Raw genomic sequence first — 20,832 nt, 5'->3', positions numbered from 1 at the left:
TCTGGTTACCGGTTTAAGAGCTAGCCGGAATTCCCACGAAGGTCTGTTGAAGGCCCAAGCAGGTAGGTCCATGTCTCCGTAACTTGCTTGTCGTCCTTGGTCAAAAAGCCTCGCAAATTGAGCGACTGCTCTGGCGAAGGAACTGCGAGAATTGATAAACGCCAAACATCCCTGGCTTCAATGTATTCAACAAAGTGCTCTACTACTTCAACACCCTCACCACCACTCACCTGGCTCACAACAGCCGCATCCGGGCGTAATCCCGCCAGTTCACCGCCTTTGAAATCAACAACCATCCGTAAGGCCTCACCCTGTTCATCAGGCCCGTTACCTTTGCCCACAAAGGTCCGTACAGCCCGGGCAGACGGTTGTCCGGTAATGTCGGGCTCTCCAAACATCACCGAATATTCCAGTTTGCGGCTTGCTCCGTCGGTCGCCGGCTGATCCGGCTTGAAGAAAGCCACAATGTTATCGTTGGATTCCGCACTGGATGGGATCTCTACCAGCACAACTTCGCCTTTGTCCCAGCCGTCATCGACTGCGCCGGAAGGTTTCACCCACATGCTCGGCCGGCGATCATAGCGTGCTTCACCGTCCTGAAAGTCATCGAACTCGCGGTCACGCTGAATCAGGCCGAAGCCGTCAAGACGTTGGACATGGTGATAGCTCAACTGCAGCCTGGCCGGGTTCACAAGCGGGCGCCAAAGCCACTCACCCGTTAAGCCATCGTTGATCAACAAACCTTTGGAGTCGTGCACTTGCGGACGCCACTCTCCCCGTGGACGCAGAGTGTTGTCACCATAGAAGAACATGGAGGTAAGCGGAGCCTGCCCCAACTGCTCTATGTCATCCCGGAAAAACAGTTGTGCAGTAACATCCATCTTTGTACTTTTACCGGGATAGATTTCAAAGCGATAAGCACCAGTCAGGCTTGGCCCGTCAAGTAGCCCATAGACCACCATAACATCGCTCCCTGCCTTGGGATGCTCCATCCAGAACTCGGTAAATGCCGGGAATTCCTCCCCGGAAGGCAAGCCTGTGTCTACAGCCACGCCCCGTCCGGAAAGCCCGAAACTCTGGTTTGCGCCAACGCCCCGAAAGTAACTTGCTCCGCCAAACACCAGAAACTGGTTTTGGGTGCCCTTCCCGGACAACGGATAGGTCAACTTGAACCCGGCATAACCGAGGTCTGCGGGAATCCTTTTGGCAAGCTCCGGGCTGGGGTAATCAAACATGGCTTTATCGAACCCTATGGGGTGAACACCTTCACCGTCGATAACATTGAGCCTGACTGCGTTGGAATAGAAACTACCCTGGGGAATCATCATTACCTGAAACCGCGATCTACCAGAGCGCCAGAGGCTCTGGTCTGGTTTGAAGCGAATAGACTGATATTCTGAATAGCCAAGATTTCTCAGGAAGTCAGGCGCCTTCGGTGGCTCCTTGTAGGTTTCACCTGACATGGCACTGGCTTTTTTGATCACATCATTGAACCCGAACGCCTGGGCATAACCACAAAGCGCCATCGTAGTAATCAATGTAAAAAATACGGGCAGCCGTAACCCTCTCATTGCCAAACTCCTTGTAAACCAGCCTCTCAATGTAACACTCGGTGCGAGGCAGTCCTCAAGTGACATCTTAGTAACGAGGCATCGAAAAGGAGCAGAGCGAAAGAAGAATCAGCGGTCAGATACCGATGGAAATCGAGAGGGAAAGATCCGGGCTGGCAGGCATCAGAAGCGCAGCATTAGAGGCATTGAGCATTTGGCCAATACTCATGTCTGCACGAAAATCTCTGGAATAAAGTTGCAGGGATATTTCACCGGTACTGGTACTACCGAAACGGTCAGACTGTGCTGCAGAATAAGGCGCCCAGCCTTGCAGCAATGAAAACGTTACCGTTGAATTCAGTTCAGGTGCAAACGACCAGTGATATCCCGGACTACGGGCATTCATCCGGAGCCAGCCACCTTGTGAAACATGCACCGACTGTCCATTAAACCCCCGCATCATGGCCGGGCCGGCAATACGGAGATACTCAGAGGATGGCAAATCCTCAGGGGCAAACTGATAACGCCCATGAAGACCGAGGCTCCAGCTCTGGACCTCTTTGCTGAGAGAAGCCTCAATGGCCAGTTTGTGAAAGCCATCTACATCGCTGCTGTTGCCTGTCAGACTGCTGGATTCCCGGGAATCCAGCCCACCGATCGCTGTCAACGATGTTGTCGCATACAGCCCGCCAGCCAACGCCCGGGAGGCAGAACTCTGCAGACCAAAGCTTGAGAGCCGATGAGTGGAATCCTCTACCCATACGTAATCTTCAAACGCACTACTGTTACCGCTGGTGTGGGAAAAGATGCTATCGACTTCAATACCCTGCCAGGACCAGAGAGAACGGTTACCCGCCACTTTAAGATTACGGCGCTTCCCCCGGATGTTGTAACGCTGCCCGGAACCGCTCACAGCACCCGCATAGTCCCTGTTTTCGAGATCAATCCGGAAATTGTTCCCAGCCAGTGGAAAGGAGTAACGCAGTGCAAGTGTTGTGGATTCCGCACTACCCTCACGGGCAACAGAATCACTGAAATCGAGGCCAAGAACATGCCGGGACCAGATCAGATTACTGCTGGTCAGATTAAGACGGCCGTCTGCTTTTTCGCTGGTCAGGCTGGAATTGCCGGAGAGCTCGGTATGGGCGGCGACGTATCGGGTGACCGACTGCAGAAGATCCACAGGGTAAAGGTCCCACAAAGGAGACTCGCCGGAAGATTTCTCGTTGTTAGCTGAAACCTGGGCGGCCATCATGCCAAAAATCAGGGTTGTCAGCAGAATGCGTCCCACAGAAAAACCTCATTGAAGAACAGAACCGGAATTACGGTACTTTAAAGTAAGGGGCACACTGTAAAAAAATACAACACCATAATCCAGTGCCAATTTCCAAAGTTTACAAATTTAATATTTAATAAAACAGTAGGTTATAGCGACATTTAAATCTATAAGATGAGATATTACGGACATCTTGTTGTCCGGCATGGAACCAAAACCGCCTCTACAAAAGGTAATGAACCCTGTCGCTTTCTCCTCTCAGCCGGATAACTTGGTAAACTCCTGTAAAATGATGGAAACGCTTCAAATCCCGACCAAAGGACGAATGACATGATCAAAAAGTGCCTCTTCCCTGTTGCCGGTTACGGCACACGCTTTCTTCCGGCAACAAAAGCGATGCCGAAAGAAATCCTGCCCATTGTTAACAAGCCGCTGGTTCAATACGGCGTTGAAGAAGCAGCAGAAGCCGGTATTCATGAATTCGGATTTGTGACTGGCCGCGGCAAGCGCGCGATAGAAGATCATTTTGATATCAGCTATGAACTGGAACACCAGATTGCAGGTTCAGGTAAAGAGGATTTGCTGACGTCTATTCGTGATCTGATTGACCACAATACCTTTGCCTTTACCCGCCAGGTTGAGATGAAAGGGCTTGGTCATGCCATTCTCAGTGGCCGCAATCTTGTGGGAGACAATCCGTTTGCCGTGGTATTGGCGGATGACTTCTGCGTTGGGCCGGGTGAAGGCGAAGATGGCGTGATGGCTCAAATGGTCAAGCTGTATAACCAGTTCCGGTGCTCTATTGTTGCCATTGAAGAAGTTCCTGCTGATGAAACCCACAAATACGGCGTTATTGCCGGCGAATCCATGAAGGATGGGCTTTACCGCATCACCGACATGGTAGAAAAGCCCGCACCCGAAGACGCTCCCAGCAACATGGCGATCATTGGGCGTTATATTCTGACACCTGATATTTTCGACATTCTGGAACGTACGCCAGCCGGCAAAAATGGTGAGATCCAGATTACGGATGCATTGCTCGAACAGGCGAAGACCGGCTGCGTGCTGGCATACCAGTTCAAAGGGCAACGCTTTGACTGCGGCAGTATTGACGGGTTTGTAGAAGCTACAAATTACGTGTACGAGAACATCTACAAAAAGCAGAAATAACCAGACCGTGAGTCGGGCGCCCTGCTCAGGCGCCCAGAATCTGTAAAATCATGCGCCGGTTTTCCGCAGTTGTTTTGCGGAACCGGCGCAGCAGCTCTACTTCTTCTCCTGAAAGCTGGACCCGGTTTATCTCCTGCTCCAGTTCTTTGAGTGCGTTCGAAAGATCGTCGCTTTCGCTGAACGCCAGCCCTGGCAATTCAAGTTGCGCTTCATCTCCAGACCCCGCCAGATCGAGCAGATCCTCCAGAGGAGTTTCGGTTTTTATGCAGAAATCCAGCAACGCAGTTACATCCGGATAAGTGCGCTGCCTCGCATCGGATGCCTCCCAGCTTATAACCTGCGCTTCTTCCACACCGCAGATCTCAGCCACATCCTGACAGGATAAACGCTCTGCCTCGCGCATCTGCCGCAACCGGCGGTTGAATGTCTGCAGGTAACGCATGGTATTCGCCTCAGCAAAATTGACCAGAAATATGAGTCAGACAGGAAATGTAACGTACATATAGCTTTTAGCACAATCTGCCTATACTGATTTGAACACTATTGCACAGGAACTTTATGACGCCTCAAGTACTGAACACTGAAGCTGCCTGGGAACTCATCTTGCGAGCGGATAATCTCTCGGGTGTAACGCTTGCCCTGCCAGGCTCAGGCGAACCGGCACTAGAGCTTAACAGCAACGGGACCAGCGAGTGGCGCCTGCTGACGCTGGCAACGGAAGAAGCCCGGTCCTTGCTGAGCGTCTTTTTGCCATTATGCAGGCCTCTGGCCGAGGGCTCTCCTTTGCACGTGATCGGTCAGCTCGGACAAAGTCTCGATGGCCGTATTGCAACAGTTACTGGTCGATCCAGATTTATCAATGGAGAGGATGGCATTACTCATCTTCACCGCATCAGAGCCCTTTCAGATGCGGTTGTTGTTGGTGCGGGAACAGCTGCGGTCGACAATCCTCAGCTGACCGTGCGCTGCACCAGCGGGACCAATCCGGTAAGAGTTGTTCTTGACCGAAATCGCAGGGTTCCGGAGAGCCACCATCTGTTCACAGACGGAGCGGCACCCACGCTGCGATTGGTAGCTGGCGACTATAAGCCCGGGATGGCGGAGAATTATCGTCAGCATGCCGTAACAGAAATCCCCTGCCTGAGCAGAGGCCCCGAGTTGCTGGAGCCACAATTTATTCTTGAAGTTCTTGCAGACCTCGGTCTGAGAAAAATTTTTGTAGAAGGTGGCGGGATGACAGTTTCAGCCTTCCTCCAGGCGGGCTTGCTCGACCGCCTTCATGTGATGGTTGCTCCCATGATTATCGGCAGCGGCCGGCCAGCGTTCAGCTTGCCGGAAATTGATTTTCTGGATGATGCACTCAGGCCCGTTTCCCGTTTTGTAAATCTTGGTACGGATATGCTCTTTGACCTTGATTTCAGCGCCCCCTTACCGGCGAACTGAACAGAAACAGAATACCGGGCAAACTGGAGATAAATATCATAGCTCCATACGCCACACTCAGAGCTACCCCCTGCTCTGAAGGCTGGCCCATCATGGGCCAGAGTATAACTGCAACGCCTTCGCGGACGCCCCAACCGGAAACCGTCAGCGGTATCACCATACTCAGCAGGAGAAGGCTGCACAACGTGGCAATCACCATCACCGAAGACAGATCAACTATATATTCTGCACCGCTTGCCAGCACAAGAAATACTGCAAGATAACTTGCTATCACCAACAGAGATGTCAGTAGCTGCACAGGAAGTGCAGGCCATGACAACAGCGCCTTAGCTAGGTCCCCGCGTAACCGGCCGAAATAGCTGGATACCATCTCACTTCTGCACACAAGGAAGCATCCCGGCAAAATTACCGCGGTCAGGCCTGCAAGTAACCAGTACACATGGGATAGTGAATCAGCGCCTGCAGGTTCGCCACCAACAATCCTTCCGGTTTGAACCAGCCATGCAAGGCCGGATACAGCTACTGCCACCAGCACCACCTGCCCTGACAAACGCTCTATAGCAACGGCGTGGGCGGCTGCTATACGGCTGCGGCTATCCACACCGTGGCGGAGTGCGCGGTTCACATCCCCCAAAACGCCGCCGGGCAAAACCTGGTTGGTAAAGGTAGCAAGATAGTACTCCCGCACTGCTCGCATATAGGGCATTGGTAGCCCCAGTAGGTTGGCGGTATACCGCCAGCGCCAGGCCGACAAAAATACCTGGGCAACCCCTAAGCCAAGCCCCGCAAAAATAACCACTGGTGGAATACGGCTAACTTCGTTTATCAGTGTGTTACCGTCGACAAACAACAATACCCCACCAATGATCAGAGCGGTCACCAACCATTTCAATATGATGCCAGTGCACGGGCGGCGAAGAACTCTCATGACAAGCAATTGATTGCTTTAGTAGCGGAGTGGCAAGGGGGCAGACCAAGCACGTCCTGATGGCTAACGGTAATTTCCAGTTCACCTGCGACCATCTGCTTCCGTCTGGCCGCGAACCACGTACCCAGACGATCACGGGACTTCGGGCTTCGTTGTTTTGCCGCTGCTACCCAACCGGCCATCAGCATGGTCGCCAGACTTGCATCATTTCTGTTGAGCCGCCACGGGGTGTCGGCCACCTGCACTTCGTAACCCTCTATGGCGAGTTTGTCCGCAAGTACAGCAGCAGCATCCGGCCCAAGCGCGGCACCGGTGCCCTTATCTCCATGCTGATGCTGGTTTACCAGCTCACACAACAGGGTGTCGTCTTCATGGGCTGGAGCAAGCGTAAAGCAGCCGGTGTAGCTCAGCACAACGAGAACGGCTGACTGGGTTGAAACCGCTTCACTGACAAATGCCGACAGCCAGCCTTCTGATACCAGATCGATAAGTGCTGACGCCGTCACTACATCAGTGTTGTGGGGAAGTAAGCCTCTGAAATCCTCTGGCGCTAAGCGTCGCTGAGAGGTCTCTGAGAGTACATTCAGCTGACGCGTCCTGTTAGCAGCCTCCACGAGTAAGCCTTCATCCTGATCAACCAACACCCATTCCTGAGGTAAGGGCAGCGCTGGAGCAACGTAAACCACGTTTGACCCAAGACCTGTACCTATATCGACAATCCTTAGCGGGCCATGATGGTCTGTATTCAGGGCCGCACGAGCCCATTTTGCCAATCGCACTGTCAGTTCCAGGGAACGCGCACGATGATCTGCCGGTTCACGGGCCTGCAGCCACTTTTCAGCAAAGTACGTCTCATCAGCAACGCAGATCTCGCGTTGGCATCTGTCAAAATAGCCAAGCCCGTCTATAAACTGCTTGGCTGTATCCGGCCAACTTCTTACTGTTAAGGACTCACCCTCCGCAAAAACGCGGGCAAGCTCCAGAGCAGCAGAGTCTCCAAGCCATGCTCTCAGATTTGCTTGCAAGGCATCAACGTCGCCTGCCCTGTACAATAAAATACCAGACCTGTTCCCGGTATGTTTCAAGGCGCCGCCATCGGATGAAATTACAGGCAATCCAGCCGCGAGGGCTTCATCGATCACCATACCGTAGCCTTCGTATAGCGACGGTAGAACAAACAGATCTGCTTTGTCGTAGAGATGAACCAGTACCTGTTCATCAACCTCTCCGGTGAGATCAATCCGGGAGTCGAGATCAGACTGGCAGATCTGCTGTCGCACACCGCAGGCAAAGGCAGGATCACGCTCGTCCGAGCCCGCAAAGGTGCAGTGCCAATCCAGGTCCTTCAAGCCGGCAAGAGCATTCACAAGTTGGTTTTGTGCCTTACGCGGTGACAGGTGTCCGACGCAAAGAATATGCGGTGTCCTGACCTCCCGGTTTTTAGCCCTCTGACTCCGGTTTTCAGCCTTATCCGGTAATGCGCTAGTTACCGAGCGGTCCGTACCAGGCTCTGCAGTTCGAATACGGGCAGCAGAGACACCAAAATCAGCGAGCCTTGCCGCTGTAAACGTACTGGTTGTAAAAACCTCTCGTACTATCTGCAAAGCCAGCTTCTCGCGTGCAAAAAACCACGCCTGCTCACTCTCACTCAATCCGGTTTCGTCTGCGAGCGGGTGATGAATAAGAGCAGTCAGCCGCAAACGCTGCGCATGCTTTTTCAGCACATCGGGCATTGCGCTCATGGCAAGCCCGTCGAGTATGACTCTGGAGCCGTCCGCAAATCCGGAGAGCAACTCATCCATTGCACGCAGTGCAAGGGCGTCAGGCTTAGGGAAGCTTCCAGGCAACCCAGTTACCTCAGCTACCCTTCCGGAATGATTCAGCGCTCCAACCAGTTTCCTTACATAGCGATAACCACCAGTGTTCTGATTCGGGTCCCCTGGAACAACAAAGTGCAGGGTCGATTCAGATTCCCGCATGGTAACTGGCCCAGGCAATGTGTGACTCAGCCAGGGTTACCTTCAGTGCACAGACTCCTTTTGCCGTATCACCCAGTCGCCCTGCCCAAATAGCTGCAGCCATCCGGTCGAACACTTTCTTTGCCATGAACTCGGTGGTGGTGTTCCTTCCGCGAAAGTCTTCAATATCATCCAGGTTTTTCATATTGAATTCGCCCAAGACCTGCTTGAGAACTTCAGATGCCCGACCTATATCAATAACCAGATCGTCTTTATCCAGCTCGTGGCGCTCAAACGTGACATCCACCACATAGGTGGCTCCGTGAGTCTTTTGCGCCGGGCCAAAGATCTCTCCGTTAAAACTGTGGGCAATCATCATGTGATCCCGGACTGTCAGACTAAACATAGAAAATTCCTCAATATTTTATTCGATGGCAAAGAGTATCGCTGCCATTTACAAGAATCCGGCCCATGATCTCTGGCATCTGCTCAAAAGGCGTCTCACCGGTAATCAATTGATCCAGAACATCATGTCGCAGCATTTCAAGCGCCAGCTCGAGTCGTTTGCGGTATGTCCATCTCGGCTGTCGGACCGGGGGAATCTTCCCGACCTGGCTGGACCGAAGCCTTAGCCTGCGGGAGTGAAATGCACCTCCAAGCGGAATGCAAACCGGTCTGTCACCGTACCAGCTCATTTCCAGCACCACCGCATCCTGCCCTGCCAGTGACAGCGCAGTTTGCAAACCGGATTCATGACCGCTTGCGTGGATAACGAGATCGTTTTCATCGCTGGAAGAACCCGTTGAAAAGTTCAGCCCCAGAGCTTCTGCGACGGAAGCTCTGGCCGGATTGGTGTCGATGACTGTCACCCGTGTTCCAGGAATACGGCTGGCAAGCCAACTGACGAGAAGGCCAACAACTCCAAGGCCCACAACGGCTATGCGGTCACCGACAGCGGGCATGGCATCCCAGAGGCCATTAATGGCTGTTTCCATATTCGCCGCCAGAATGGCACGCTCCGGCGGGACTCCATATGGAATGGGTGTAACTGCGCTGGCTGGAACTGAATAAGACTCTTGATGAGGAAAAAGACAAAATACAGATTTACCAAGTAGTCTGTCAGGCCCCTCTACTACTTTCCCCACATTGGCATACCCGTATTTTACCGGCCAGGGAAAAGATCCTTCCTGAAAAGGAGCGCGCATACGATGAAATTCGCTATGCGGAACACTGCCACTGAAAACCAGAGATTCCGTTCCCCGGCTGACCCCTGACCACAGAGTTCGTACAACCACCGACGGCTGGCTATCTTCCGGCCGGACAGACCCCACCGGTGTTTCCAGAATTTGCCCCTCCCCAGGGCCGGTAATCCAGAATGCCCGGGACATAACTTGCTCTGTCAAATAGTCTGAACCGGAACTCATTCTGCACTCCCCATGTCAAATATATAATCAGACGTCCGATTTGTGTGCCTGTTCAGGCGTATCTGAATCGGCCTCTCTGTCGGATGCAATAACCTGTTACTTTTACTAGTACTGAAACTATAGTTACAAATATTCGCACAGCACTGACATACGCCTGAAAGCTACATAAAAGCCAATATGCTGGAGCTTTGTTATGGAATCTGAAAGGCAGCAGAAAAATTCATCTGCGGCTTCCACAGCACCTGCCAATGTACCAGCCTGGGCCGATCTTCTCTGGGGAGCTGCATTAACAGTGTTGTGGATAGCTTTTGCCTCCACCCTGTTTTTATCTTTCTGGCGAATGTTTGCGATCGCCACCCTGATATACGGTTTGATCTGTGTTGCCGTGCTGAAGAACTGGCCAGTCCAGAGAGATTTTGGCTGGGCTAACAGAGCTACACTTTTTCGCAGCAACCTCATTATTGCACTGGTAGCCGCATCGCCATTCATCTCAACATCCTCCGACACTGCACTTTGGTTTTATGCCATGGGTGCCCTGCTTGCGCTGATTCTTGACGGCGTCGATGGCAAACTTGCCCGGGTTACAAACTCACAAAGCGTATTCGGCGCTCGCTTCGATATGGAAATGGATGCGCTACTGATTCTGGGGTTATGTCTGGCTGTCATGGTAAGCGGTAAAGCCGGCCCCTGGGTTCTCGCATTGGGAGTTATGCGCTACCTGTTCGTGGCGGCGGCATCTGCGTTTAACTGGCTCAACCGGCCGTTGCCCGAAAGTTTCCGGCGCAAAACAATCTGTGTGTGGCAGATTGTTACTCTTCTGATCGCTATTCTGCCGCCCGTACCGTCCACGTTTGCCGGAATAACTCTGGCAACCGCCCTGTTGTTACTCGCCTGGTCGTTTATGACGGACGTGTATTGGCTGTATCAAAGGAGACTTCAACATGAAAGGGTCTGAATTGTTTTGCCTGACACCGGTTTTCCTGGGCGGCTTAGCCCTGGGATCCGTTGTAAACCTCGCCAATGCTGCCCCCGCAAATTTTGAGGTGGACGATGAGCATTTCTCGATGGTTTTCGAAATCATGCACATTGGCTATGCCCCTGTAATGGGAATGTTCCGGAAGGTTGAAGGCGAATTTGTATACGACGAAGACACACGGGAACTGGCTTCAGGCCAGCTCGCGTTCAAAAGCCAAAGCATATTCACGAATCACGATAAAAGGGATGAGCATCTTACTGGCAAGGATTTTTTGCACAGTAAAAAGTACCCCGACATTACATTCACTGTAACCACGTTTCAAACGACAGGGGAATCAACTGGTGTAGTCAGCGGGGAATTGAACATGCTTGGAAAAACCCGGCCAGTGGAATTGGACATCACTCTGAACAAAGCTGCGGAATACCCTATTGGCCATAAAGACTACACTCTGGGCATTAGCGCCGAAACAACACTCAAACGAAGCGAATGGGGTATGGACTATGGGCTGGACCCTGCATTGGTTGGAGATGAGGTTAAGCTCAGGTTTGGATTTGAAGCGATAAAGGATTCGGGCTGGTTCTGAACGCTTTGTGAAAGTGATCACAGGAATCGGCTGTGTGGTTCCGGTTTTCGGCTATATTTTAGCCATTACAGGCTAATCACCTGTATGTTTGTTGCACAACACTATAAAAAGAAGGGCAGACGAATGTCCGGAAAAGCACTCGTAGTCATTTTGGTTGCAGCCTCCATGGTGGTCGGCACCGGATATCTGTTGTCGGAAAATAACAGCTTCGACTTTGCCTGGGGAAAACAAACCGCAGAGCCGGGTTACCCGGATAAGACTCCTGCCTCAGTCTCCCCGGCTGCTCCGCCTCAGATAGCGGCGGGCTTTCAGAAAAAACCACCATCAGACAATCCGGTTGGCTTTATGTTGTCAAAAGTCGCCGACCAGTATGCACAGTCAGTTCGTTACCCTCCCTGGTCAGTGCCTTTAACCGAAGCTCAGGCAAAGGGGTATGTCGGCAATCACTACGAGCCTGTTGTATTGCCTCTGGAAAACGAAGGCCAGTTTACGGTCACTCTCGACAAGTTCCGCTTTACCCGGGGTGAAGACATTCTTGTCGTTGCATCGCTGCAAGGGCCTCAGGTGATGGGCCATTCACTTCAGGCGAGTCTTGAGAATACCGACTCCCGAGAGCCTGTCGGAAGCAAAACTCTGGAGCAGGACGGCCATACCGGTTACTACCAGGGCAGTCTGAGCAGCGATGAAGAGCCAGGAGAATACCGGCTTATTGTAGAAGCAAACATTGATGGAAAACCCGTCCGGCATGCATCAACCCTGACAATAGAACCCTATCTCGGGGATTTTGAAGGGCTGGAAGACTCTTACCTCAGTAACAACAACCTGGTCATTCCTGTGAATTTTTCACCACAGGCTTCAGGCTTCTATGCATTATCAGCTCAGCTTTATTACGGGCAACAACCTGTTGCACAGCTGCAAGCGGAGCAACGCCTCGACCGGACATCAGACACCATTTCCCTGAAAGCACATGGCACCGTGCTTGCCAGTAAATCGTTTAATGGGAAGTTCCAGCTTCGTAACCTGCAGATACGGCAACTACCGGCTTTGCCCGGTGACCGCACCCATTATGCCTTCGGCCCGGATGACGGATACGAATTTGAACCGCCGGATCTTGATGATCTGAATGATACACCGGCGGTAAATCCCGAATCAGAACAGCGTGCAGCTCTGCTGAAACAGCTGGCTGACAAGTTCTGAGGTACTACAACAATAACCAAGCAAAACGGAGCAATCATGACAACAACAAAAAACCGATATGCCTCTAAAGCCGCACTGGCGGCAGTACTTGCCAGCAGTATGATAGCCGGAACGGCCCAGGCTCAGCTTGCCGGGCACAACGTTATACTGGTTCACGGGTTTCAGATGGAAGACCTCTCGTCCCCGCCAGCCAACCTGCAGGAGATCAGAGACGCAGGCGCAGACTACTGGCGGACCTTCTGGCTGTCCCGCTCGGAAGCCCGCATTGACTGGCCAAGCGAGGGACGTATAGAAGGTACCATCGCACAACGGGCCTATGAGCAAATCCGCGAAATCAGCCAACAGGGACTGTGTAATGACTTTTGCATAGTTGTCTCCCACTCAACCGGCGATCTGGTTACACGCTATCTGTTAGAAAACCAGGCTCGCTGGCTGCAGAACGAGGGGTTGCCACCGCTGAAGATTCTTGCATCCATCGACTATGCCGGAGCCGGTGGTGGAACCGAACTGGCTAACCTGGCCATGAGCCTGGCGTACAATCCCACCTGGTATAACTGGGCACTTCGTGCAGCCGTACAGGTGTTCACAGGCATAGAACCTGAGCCAGGTAAAATGGGAGTGGTAAATGACCTGCAAACCAACTCCGCCAGAAACCTTGCTCTGAGCCCCAACTCTATCCCCAGGCTCCGGTTCGTAGCCGGAGGTTCACCCTACGCCGGAATCACCAAGCCATTTATCTCCGGCACGGACGATGGGGTTGTACCCACTCATTCAGCCTGTGGAGCCACTTCGGCCCAAGCCATTGAGTCCTGTTCCGGCAATCTCACCCTCGCAGGAAAAGTAACCAGCCAGAATGGCCCGGCAGGCCTTTACTACAACCACTACCCGATATTGATGAACGATGGAGCTACTCACATCGGTGTACTGGGTTCGGAAACCGGTAACATCTCGGTGCCAGTCGTTAACAATACGACCCTGAATGGCCTGCAGGTGAACTTCGCCAGCAGGAGCTACAGCCAGCGTCCGTGGTGGAAGTTATGGGGTTCCAAAGACAATTACATCGAGGTGCCAGGCTCGGACCAGACTGACATGTCTTCACTGGTTTACTCTACCCTCAACTATTAACAACCGCTGACATGGGGTTTCAGGAATTCTCAAGGGCTCATGGATGAGCCAGCTTTCTTTTTTACTTCGCAAACTATACATTGTCGGGCTAAACCACTTTTCCTAACTCTTATGCTGCCTACACCATGTCTGACGCTCATAAATCTGACCTCCTTCTCGTCATCGTTACCCTGCTGGCAGCCATAAGCTGGATCTTTTCAAAAGAAGCCGTATTGCTCATGCCGCCACTACTGTTTATGGCATTGCGGTTTCTGATCGCCGGCGGCCTTCTGGCCGTATTTGCCTGGCGACCGCTGATGCGCCTGACAGCAGATCAGCTCAAACGCGGCGTGGGTGTCGGCCTGGTGTTTGGCATTGCCATGAGTTTCTGGGTAATGGGCCTGTTTCACGGTACCAGCATGGGTGAAGGGGCTTTTATCACCAGCCTTGGTGTGGTTATTGTGCCTATTATCGCCCGACTGGCATTCAAAGAAGTACAGCCGCTGAGCACCTGGTTTGCCATCCCGGTAGCCATTGCAGGGCTGGCCCTGCTCTCCCTGCGAAACGGTTTCCAGCCTGAACCTGGCCAGATATTCTTTGTCGTGGCCGCTACCATCTTTGCACTGTATTTCACCCTCAACACCCGGGCTGCAAATCAGCGTACCGTTATCAACCGCCAGGGTAAAACCATCGAAAAGCAACGGGTTCCTGCCCTGCCATTAACAGCTATTGCGCTGGTTACCGTCGGCCTCGTAACCATGGCTGAATCCTTGGCTCTGGAGCCCTGGCAGCCAACCTTCAGCAATCCCCCGCCACTGCTCATCTGGTGGATTATTGCCAGTGCAACCATAGGCACTGCTGGGCGTTTCCTGGTGCAAACTTATGCCCAAAGCCTGTCCACTCACAGCCACGGTGCTGTCATTCTGGTTGTGGAACCTGTCTGGGTGTCACTTTTTGCGGCTGGATGGTTTGGTGAAATCATGACCTCAACTCAGTTGGCCGGCTGTGGATTAATTTTCGCAGCTCTTATCGTGAATCGCTGGAGTGCTCTGAGTAATGCACTCAAGGCCTCTCTGAGAAAAAGAAAAACCGGATAAAAGAGGTTGACCCTAAACGCCGGAGTCAGTATATTTCCTCCCCGTTGCAGGACACAGGACCATAGCTCAGTTGGTTAGAGCGCTACCTTGACATGGTAGAGGTCCCCAGTTCGAATCTGGGTGGTCCTACCATCTCCCGCAACAAAGTCAGCTATTTACCTCCCTTCCCAAAGCTGACTTTTTATTTTCCCGATACATTTCCGTTTTTTCAACACAAGCTGTTAGAACAACACTTTAGCACTGCTTTTTGATCTTACACAATGCTCACCCTACCTCCCGAACAGTAAAATACCGAAGATCGATACAGGCTTTGGGCTGGGAGAAATCATGACGAATATCGTTCGTGCCTTATGGGGAGTCTTGTTAGTCCTCAGCATTTTGTGGCTTGCGGCGGATCCTGGAATTTTTGGCGCAACAGGAATTTTTGAATGGCGCCACTATCTGGTCCAATACAGCGGAGTTCTCGGGATATCCTGCATGAGCCTTGCCATGATTCTCGCACTGCGGCCCCGCTGGCCAGAGCGGTGGCTCGGCGGCCTCGACAAAATGTATCGCCTGCACAAATGGCTCGGTATCGGCGCACTGGTTGTGTCGATTTCCCATTGGTTTTTCGTGAATGGGGTCAAGTGGGCAGTTGGTTGGGGACTTCTAACCAAGCCAGCGCGTGGCCCCCGCACTCCGATTGAAAATCCACTCGAAGCTTTTTTAAGACAACTAAAGGATCCTGCCGAGTTCCTGGGCGAATGGAGTTTCTATGCCGTTGTTCTACTGATCGCGGTTGCCCTGATCAAAACTGTTCCATACCGGCAATTCCTGCGTCTTCACCGGTTGCTGCCAGTTGCCTATCTGGCCCTGGTCTTCCACAGTATCGTTCTTGCAGAGTTCCGTTACTGGCTGACTCCGCTAGGCATCGTTCTGGCCGTGATGATGGCTGCAGGCAGCTACGCCGCTATCATTTCACTACTCGGTCGCATTGGTGCGGACCGGTGTGTGGAAGGCACTGTCACGAATCTGAGAAAATTTCCCGGAGTGAAGGTTCTGCAAACCATAATCCATATGGGTCCGGGCTGGCCCGGGCATCAGGCAGGACAGTTTGCCTTCGCTACTTCTAACCCCAGGGAAGGCGCGCACCCCTATACCATCGCGTCGTCATGGGATGCCAACGAATCGCAGATCGCCTTCCTCACCAAGGCACTTGGAGATCATACATCGAGACTCGAGCATACGCTGAAACCCGGCCAGCCCGTAACGATTGAGGGTCCTTATGGCTGTTTCACATTCAATGATGACCGGCCAGTGCAAATCTGGATTGGCGGCGGAGTTGGAATCACCCCATTTATTGCGAGAATGCAGCATTTAGCAAAAAACGGAGCAGCTGACACAAAAACCATTCACCTGTTCCACTCAACTGCAGAGATCGATGATGATGCACTGCAAAATCTCGCCAACGAAGCCCAGGCTGCCCACATTCACCTTCATGTACTTGTCAGCTCACGTGATGGCTATCTGACAGGCGACCGGATCAGACAAGAGGTTCCGGAATGGCGCGATGCCAGTTTCTGGTTCTGCGGTCCGGCGGCATTTGGCGCAGCATTGCGTACCGATTTCGCCAACAGGGGGGTGCCGATTCACAAAAGATTCCACCAGGAACTATTCTCAATGCGTTAGTAACCCCCGACCAGGATTCATTTCCCGGTGGGGTTTACCCGAACTTTACAGTTTTTCGATGTAAAGCAATTGATATTTATGGAATCATTAGCCGGGCATTATCACTTTAATTTTTTTCATAAATGAGAGAGGGATAACAACCATGCGTAAATCAGGATTTTTTGCGGCCTTGGCATTAAGCGCTGCCATAGCTACCCCTGTTATGGCTCAAATGGATGTGGAAGACCAGATTGAAACCCGTCAGAGCGCCTTTACGTTCGCTGGCTGGAACATGGGCAAAATCAAGGCTCAGGCCATTGACGGAGACGTTGCGTATAACGAACAGCAGATACTGGCTGCGGCCAACGCCATCGCCGCTGTAGCGAATTCTGGATTAGGCAGCCTCTTCGGCCCCGGAACAGGCATGGATAAAAATGACAACACCAAACTCAAGCCTGAGTTTTTTGAACAGCCGGATAAAGCCCGGGAAGTAGCCATCGGATTTGCTCAGGCTGCCACCAAGCTTCAGCAAGTCGCTGCCAATGGCGGTGATAAAGCAGCCATAGCAGCCCAGTTCAGTGAAGTCGGTAAGTCCTGCAAAGCCTGCCACGACGCATTCCGCGCCAAGTAGGCCTTACAGACACTCCCTTCTCCGCTGTTTACCAACCCAGGTCGGCTGGTGGCGGCGGAGGTGGGGGAAGAAGCCCTCCGCTTGCAACCCAGACTGCAAACCCCGCTATTGCCAGCGCGATAATCAGAGCCATCAGACTACCGCCCTTCCGGTCTTTCCCTGGCGCATCTTTTACCATTTTCCGCCCGTTAATCATGGGTGCAATCAGGTTATCCTTCTTTATCAGCGTGTAAAAAAGCACACTGGCGATATGTAAACCAATCAAGCCGTAGATAAACCACTCCGTCAGTTTGTGCCAGGAAGTGATCGTATCGTTCCAGCCAGACGATACAGCACTGTACAGTGGGCCATTAAACGCAATGGCATCAGTAGCAAACAAACCAGTAACCGCCTGAAAGCCCAGCAACCCGAGCATGGCCATTACCGATAATGCTCCCAGAGGGTTATGCCCTAAACCCTGCCACTCACCTTTCAGGTAGGCTGCTATGGCCGAAGGCCCTGGAATAAACTGTATAAAACGTGAGTAGGTTGAGCCAATGACACCCCAAACCAGCCGAAAGCTGATGAGACCTACAACGGCGAGGCCACAGCGCTCATGCCACAGCATCCAGGTACCACCAAGATTCACCGACACCAACGAACCTGTAACGGTGATTACCAGCAACCAATGAAATAACCGTGTGGGTAGATCCCACAGGGAAATCGAATTCATTTTCAGTTCCTTATAAGACGATTACACAAACGTGCAGATTACCCGAACGATACCGGTTTTGCTTTATACTGCTCCCCGGAGTTCTTCTACCAAATTAAAGGTTTATTCAATGCGAATGGTTATCCGTTATTTTTTCCGGACATTACGTCTTATTCTGACACCCTTTGTGCTGTTGAGCGAAAAGCTTGGCAACGGTAAGCCTTTGGAGCGCAGTGCCGCAGACCAGCAGGAAGTAGACGCAGCCTGCCAGCAATTGGCGCTGTACCAGTTTAAAACCTGCCCATTCTGCGTCAAGGTACGAAAACAGATAGCAAGGCTTAACCTGAAGATTGAAAAACGGGACGCCCAGCACAACGAAACCTACCGGGCTGAACTGGAACAGGGAGGAGGTAACGTAAAAGTACCTTGCCTTCGAATCAAGAATACTGACGGCAGTGAGCAGTGGCTGTACGAATCCAGTGATATCAATGCCTGGCTTGAACAACGCTTTGGGAAAGCTGGCTGAACCAGAACCTGACAGACGCGGGGTCGCCCTGATGAACCAGTACAGGTTCGAACATAGGCACCGCACCTGCCTGTTGTAACTCTGCGGCAACCTCCAGACCGAAACCGCAGAAGTTGCTATAGCTACGATCACCCAGGGCCAGAACCGCATAGGGGCAGGAGGCGACATTCCTTAAAAAGTCTCTGCCCTCCTTCTGCCAGCCGTCACCTGTTCTCGGTGCATCTCCATTGCCGGTAGTGCTGGCGATAACCAGCAGGCCTTTAACAGGCACCGGGCTTGAAACCAGGCGATTAAGCTCAACAAGAGATGCGCGCAGCCCCTCTCCCCGAATGGTTTTGCAGGTCTGCCTGGCTATTTGCCGGGCCGTTCCGGTTTCGGTAGCGTAGGCAACCAGGTAGTCCACCCCTGCCCCGCTCTCACCTTCAGCTTCCCCGAGGCAAGCTTTATGGTATCGAAGCAGGACCAGGGCGTAAGCCGTCATCGCAGCAGCGGCAACGCTTTTTCGCTCCGCCGCAAGTCCTTCCTGAAATAGCACCCAGAGAACTCCGCAAAACAAAGCTGCGACAGCCGGCTTCACCCACAAATTCAAAGCGGCAACACCTCAAGTGTGGCGCTGTAACTCATCCGTCTTTTGGCATTGTCGAGACGCTTACCTTTCTGCTCCAGCTCGGTCTCCAGCCAATACATTCCGGGATCGTCCCATTCAACAAAAATGCTGCCTTGGGCATCAGTCTTGAGCTGTATTTCATCAACCTGATCCCGGTATCGGATACCTTCCCGAATCAGGACAACGTCCAGGTCTGTAGCAGGCTTGCCATCCACAAGGAAGCGGAACTCTGAGGTTTCACCCGCAAACAGGTCGTTAGGATGGGTAACGGGAACCATCTCCAGCCCAACACCTTGCACCTTAAAGGTTTCGGATGTCGGCGCGCCCTTGGTGACAAACACCTGCATGAGATTATCTACCTCGAACAGGCGCAGACCTTTGGCATTTTCGGGGATGTCCTTAACTTCATCTACACTGCCACGCCACCTGACCGGCTTGTCATTCAGTTTATACATACCGACAAGGCCGGAGTGTCTGATTTCGAACGTATAGGTCCCATCATTCGTGAGCTCTGCGTCAAATACTGAGCGATATTTCCCGGAAGCCTTGTTTAATGCCTTCACCGACTCCCCCTGGGGACCGGTAATGTCCAACTGGTCCAGGTTTAAAGGGTGGTGTTCAAAATAGAAGAGGCTGTTTGAAACGGCTCCATCCATAGTGACCCAGGCAGTATCCCCGGCAAGAACAGTTGCTGAGGGCAACATCCAGGCTCTGTGCGCATGAGCCTGGGAAACCGTTCCCAGGCCGACTGTCAGCAATGCTACTGCGATAAACTTTTTCATATTAAATAAACCTATATTCAGGGTGTTCAGGGTTTGACTACAAGTTGTATGCGGCCAAGCTCATTACTGCCCTGCTGCACAATTTCCTGTCTTTTTTCCGGCGGCCACTGGAACGGCAATCTCAACAGTTCCCTGCCTCCAACTTCTCTCGCGGCTTCAACCACCAACCGGTAGTCACCCGCAGGCAGATCTCTGATAACTGATGAATTACTATCGAAGACCAACTCATGGGTACCAACCGGGCGGGTTGCGGCACTGAACCCGTCAACCGGAAATTCCAGCTGCCGGCCACTTCTTCGCCACCAGAGCCGGAGGTCCTTCAGCCATTTCTGACCCTCGTCATCACGCATGTCGTGGTCATACCAGAGTGAAAGGTTCTGCTGATGGCGCCCTTTGCTATCTTCAACCCAGATTGCAACGTAAGGGCGGTGGTATTCCGCCACGTTCAGGGCCGGAATCTCAACCTCTAACGCCAACTCTTCTGCCCCTGCGTATGCTGATCCCAGCAACAGGGCCAGCAAGGTGATTTTGCCGGGTAACCTCATAAACTCTCCTTAGTGAACAAACAGTGCGACGAGCAGAACCGGAATCAGTATCCCTGCGCCCACAACCGGCCATATCGCTGGTCTCTCCCGGGAGTGAATCCACAGAACACCGAACCCGGTAACGCAGAAAACCACACAAACCAAAGCAAAAATATCAATGAACCAGACCCACGCATCACCAGTGTTCCGGCCTTTGTGCAAATCATTCAGCCAGGCGATCCAGCCTCTATCGGTGGATTCGTAAACAACCTCTGCGGTTTCCAGATCTACGCTCAACCATGCATCACCCCCTGGCCGGGGCTGCGATATATAAAGCTCATAATCTGACCACTCCGCCACGCCACCTGTCAGCGAGACATGGTGTTCCGAAGCAAGCCAGCCGGCCAGCTCAGCTGGAACCCTCCCGTTCGCCCTGCTCTGTGAAGCACTGAGGTGCTGTACTAACTCTTCGGACAAGGTGTCCTCGATAACCACAACCTGGGGCGCCGCGCCTATCTGTCCGGCATGATTCAGGGTGATGCCGGTAATGGCAAATAACAGCATTCCAAACAGAGCCACCGCTGAACTTATCCAGTGCCAGCGTAAACAGAGCTTCAGCCACCGGCTGCGGCTCTGTCCGGCACGATCATGGTTACCCGAAACTCGGCTGCTCACTGTATCTGTCATATATCGTCGACGCTCCCGGACTGATTACGGA

Annotated in this window: 22 protein-coding genes and 1 tRNA gene; 11 read left to right on the top strand and 12 right to left on the bottom strand. The window is 52.5% G+C overall.

Annotated features, from left to right (window positions below; genetic code table 11):
- Positions 1-20: 20 nt before the first annotated feature.
- Together CPA50_RS06545 and CPA50_RS06540 are read right to left on the bottom strand one after the other, a co-directional pair.
- Positions 21-1,571 carry a glucan biosynthesis protein G gene (locus CPA50_RS06545; RefSeq protein ID WP_096781614.1) on the bottom strand — a complete coding sequence of 517 codons (1,551 nt, stop codon included), beginning with the start codon at positions 1,569-1,571 and terminating at the stop codon, positions 21-23.
- A gap of 115 nt (positions 1,572-1,686) precedes the next feature.
- The gene (locus CPA50_RS06540; RefSeq protein ID WP_096781613.1) at positions 1,687-2,841 is read right to left on the bottom strand and encodes a ShlB/FhaC/HecB family hemolysin secretion/activation protein; all 1,155 of its coding nucleotides are present in this window, start codon (positions 2,839-2,841) and stop codon (positions 1,687-1,689) included.
- Between the two features lie 315 nt (positions 2,842-3,156).
- Here CPA50_RS06540 and galU point away from each other — a divergent pair, with 315 nt between their 5' ends.
- The gene (galU, locus tag CPA50_RS06535) at positions 3,157-3,996 is read left to right on the top strand and encodes a UTP--glucose-1-phosphate uridylyltransferase GalU (protein ID WP_096781612.1); all 840 of its coding nucleotides are present in this window, start codon (positions 3,157-3,159) and stop codon (positions 3,994-3,996) included.
- 25 nt (positions 3,997-4,021) lie between these two features.
- On the opposite strand, the gene CPA50_RS06530 is transcribed toward galU, so the two are convergent.
- Positions 4,022-4,438: a helix-turn-helix domain-containing protein gene (locus tag CPA50_RS06530; RefSeq protein WP_096781611.1), complete on the bottom strand. Its 417-nt coding sequence runs from the start codon at positions 4,436-4,438 to the stop codon at positions 4,022-4,024.
- A gap of 116 nt (positions 4,439-4,554) precedes the next feature.
- Here CPA50_RS06530 and CPA50_RS06525 point away from each other — a divergent pair, with 116 nt between their 5' ends.
- On the top strand, positions 4,555-5,439 hold the full coding sequence (locus CPA50_RS06525; RefSeq protein ID WP_096781610.1) for a RibD family protein: 885 nt from the start codon (positions 4,555-4,557) through the stop codon (positions 5,437-5,439).
- Here CPA50_RS06525 and CPA50_RS06520 read toward each other — a convergent pair.
- Genes CPA50_RS06520 through CPA50_RS06505 form a run of 4 tightly spaced genes read right to left on the bottom strand, consistent with a single transcriptional unit; the run spans position 5,414 to position 9,749 of the window.
- Positions 5,414-6,319 (bottom strand): lysylphosphatidylglycerol synthase transmembrane domain-containing protein, encoded by a 906-nt coding sequence (locus CPA50_RS06520; RefSeq protein WP_264753981.1) that lies wholly within the window; start codon positions 6,317-6,319, stop codon positions 5,414-5,416. The two genes, CPA50_RS06525 and CPA50_RS06520, sit on opposite strands and share 26 nt — an antisense overlap.
- Before the next feature lie 44 nt (positions 6,320-6,363).
- A complete protein-coding gene (locus CPA50_RS06515) occupies positions 6,364-8,346 on the bottom strand; it encodes a glycosyltransferase (protein ID WP_096781608.1) in 1,983 nt (660 codons plus the stop codon).
- Positions 8,333-8,731 (bottom strand): 6-pyruvoyl trahydropterin synthase family protein, encoded by a 399-nt coding sequence (locus CPA50_RS06510; protein WP_096781607.1) that lies wholly within the window; start codon positions 8,729-8,731, stop codon positions 8,333-8,335. Before CPA50_RS06510 ends, CPA50_RS06515 begins: the two co-directional genes overlap by 14 nt.
- 10 nt (positions 8,732-8,741) lie before the next feature.
- Positions 8,742-9,749: a zinc-dependent alcohol dehydrogenase gene (locus CPA50_RS06505; protein ID WP_096781606.1), complete on the bottom strand. Its 1,008-nt coding sequence runs from the start codon at positions 9,747-9,749 to the stop codon at positions 8,742-8,744.
- Positions 9,750-9,942: 193 nt separating this feature from the next.
- Between CPA50_RS06505 and CPA50_RS06500 the strand changes: the two genes are divergently transcribed.
- From CPA50_RS06500 to CPA50_RS06465, 8 genes are all read left to right on the top strand, one after another.
- Positions 9,943-10,704 carry a CDP-alcohol phosphatidyltransferase family protein gene (locus CPA50_RS06500; RefSeq protein ID WP_096781605.1) on the top strand — a complete coding sequence of 254 codons (762 nt, stop codon included), beginning with the start codon at positions 9,943-9,945 and terminating at the stop codon, positions 10,702-10,704.
- Positions 10,691-11,308, top strand: coding sequence for a YceI family protein (locus CPA50_RS06495; protein WP_096781604.1), 618 nt, complete (start codon positions 10,691-10,693; stop codon positions 11,306-11,308). The genes CPA50_RS06500 and CPA50_RS06495 overlap by 14 nt, the downstream gene beginning before the upstream one ends.
- A gap of 123 nt (positions 11,309-11,431) precedes the next feature.
- Positions 11,432-12,505: a hypothetical protein gene (locus CPA50_RS06490; protein WP_096781603.1), complete on the top strand. Its 1,074-nt coding sequence runs from the start codon at positions 11,432-11,434 to the stop codon at positions 12,503-12,505.
- 36 nt (positions 12,506-12,541) lie between these two features.
- A complete protein-coding gene (locus tag CPA50_RS06485) occupies positions 12,542-13,630 on the top strand; it encodes a hypothetical protein (protein WP_096781602.1) in 1,089 nt (362 codons plus the stop codon).
- Positions 13,631-13,755: 125 nt separating this feature from the next.
- Complete coding sequence (locus CPA50_RS06480; protein ID WP_096781601.1) at positions 13,756-14,706, top strand: DMT family transporter; 951 nt, start codon at positions 13,756-13,758, stop codon at positions 14,704-14,706.
- A gap of 55 nt (positions 14,707-14,761) precedes the next feature.
- Positions 14,762-14,838, top strand: a tRNA-Val gene (locus CPA50_RS06475).
- A 195-nt stretch (positions 14,839-15,033) separates the two neighbouring features.
- Positions 15,034-16,374 (top strand): ferric reductase-like transmembrane domain-containing protein, encoded by a 1,341-nt coding sequence (locus tag CPA50_RS06470; protein WP_096781600.1) that lies wholly within the window; start codon positions 15,034-15,036, stop codon positions 16,372-16,374.
- Positions 16,375-16,516: 142 nt separating this feature from the next.
- A complete protein-coding gene (locus CPA50_RS06465) occupies positions 16,517-16,984 on the top strand; it encodes a c-type cytochrome (RefSeq protein WP_096781599.1) in 468 nt (155 codons plus the stop codon).
- Between the two features lie 28 nt (positions 16,985-17,012).
- Here the strand turns inward: CPA50_RS06465 and CPA50_RS06460 are convergent, their stop codons facing one another.
- A complete protein-coding gene (locus CPA50_RS06460) occupies positions 17,013-17,696 on the bottom strand; it encodes a cytochrome b/b6 domain-containing protein (protein WP_096781598.1) in 684 nt (227 codons plus the stop codon).
- A gap of 109 nt (positions 17,697-17,805) precedes the next feature.
- On the opposite strand from CPA50_RS06460, the gene CPA50_RS06455 reads away from it, so the two are divergent.
- Positions 17,806-18,201, top strand: a complete 396-nt coding sequence (locus CPA50_RS06455) for a glutaredoxin family protein (protein WP_096781597.1) — start codon at positions 17,806-17,808, stop codon at positions 18,199-18,201.
- Here the strand turns inward: CPA50_RS06455 and CPA50_RS06450 are convergent.
- The 4 genes from CPA50_RS06450 to CPA50_RS06435 are packed head-to-tail and all read right to left on the bottom strand — an operon-like array spanning position 18,161 to position 20,801.
- On the bottom strand, positions 18,161-18,736 hold the full coding sequence (locus CPA50_RS06450) for a flavodoxin domain-containing protein (protein WP_096781596.1): 576 nt from the start codon (positions 18,734-18,736) through the stop codon (positions 18,161-18,163). The two genes, CPA50_RS06455 and CPA50_RS06450, sit on opposite strands and share 41 nt — an antisense overlap.
- 50 nt (positions 18,737-18,786) lie before the next feature.
- Positions 18,787-19,590, bottom strand: a complete 804-nt coding sequence (locus tag CPA50_RS06445; protein WP_096781595.1) for a DUF4198 domain-containing protein — start codon at positions 19,588-19,590, stop codon at positions 18,787-18,789.
- A gap of 26 nt (positions 19,591-19,616) precedes the next feature.
- Complete coding sequence (locus CPA50_RS06440) at positions 19,617-20,135, bottom strand: DUF2271 domain-containing protein (RefSeq protein WP_096781594.1); 519 nt, start codon at positions 20,133-20,135, stop codon at positions 19,617-19,619.
- A 9-nt stretch (positions 20,136-20,144) separates the two neighbouring features.
- Positions 20,145-20,801 carry a PepSY-associated TM helix domain-containing protein gene (locus CPA50_RS06435; RefSeq protein ID WP_096781593.1) on the bottom strand — a complete coding sequence of 219 codons (657 nt, stop codon included), beginning with the start codon at positions 20,799-20,801 and terminating at the stop codon, positions 20,145-20,147.
- Positions 20,802-20,832 lie beyond the last annotated feature (31 nt).

Origin of the sequence: Marinobacter sp. ANT_B65 (genome assembly GCF_002407605.1) — a bacterium.
Classification (GTDB): Bacteria; Pseudomonadota; Gammaproteobacteria; order Pseudomonadales; family Oleiphilaceae; genus Marinobacter.
The sequence above is the reverse complement of the archived record's forward strand: the minus strand, read 5'-3'. Positions and strand labels throughout refer to the sequence as shown.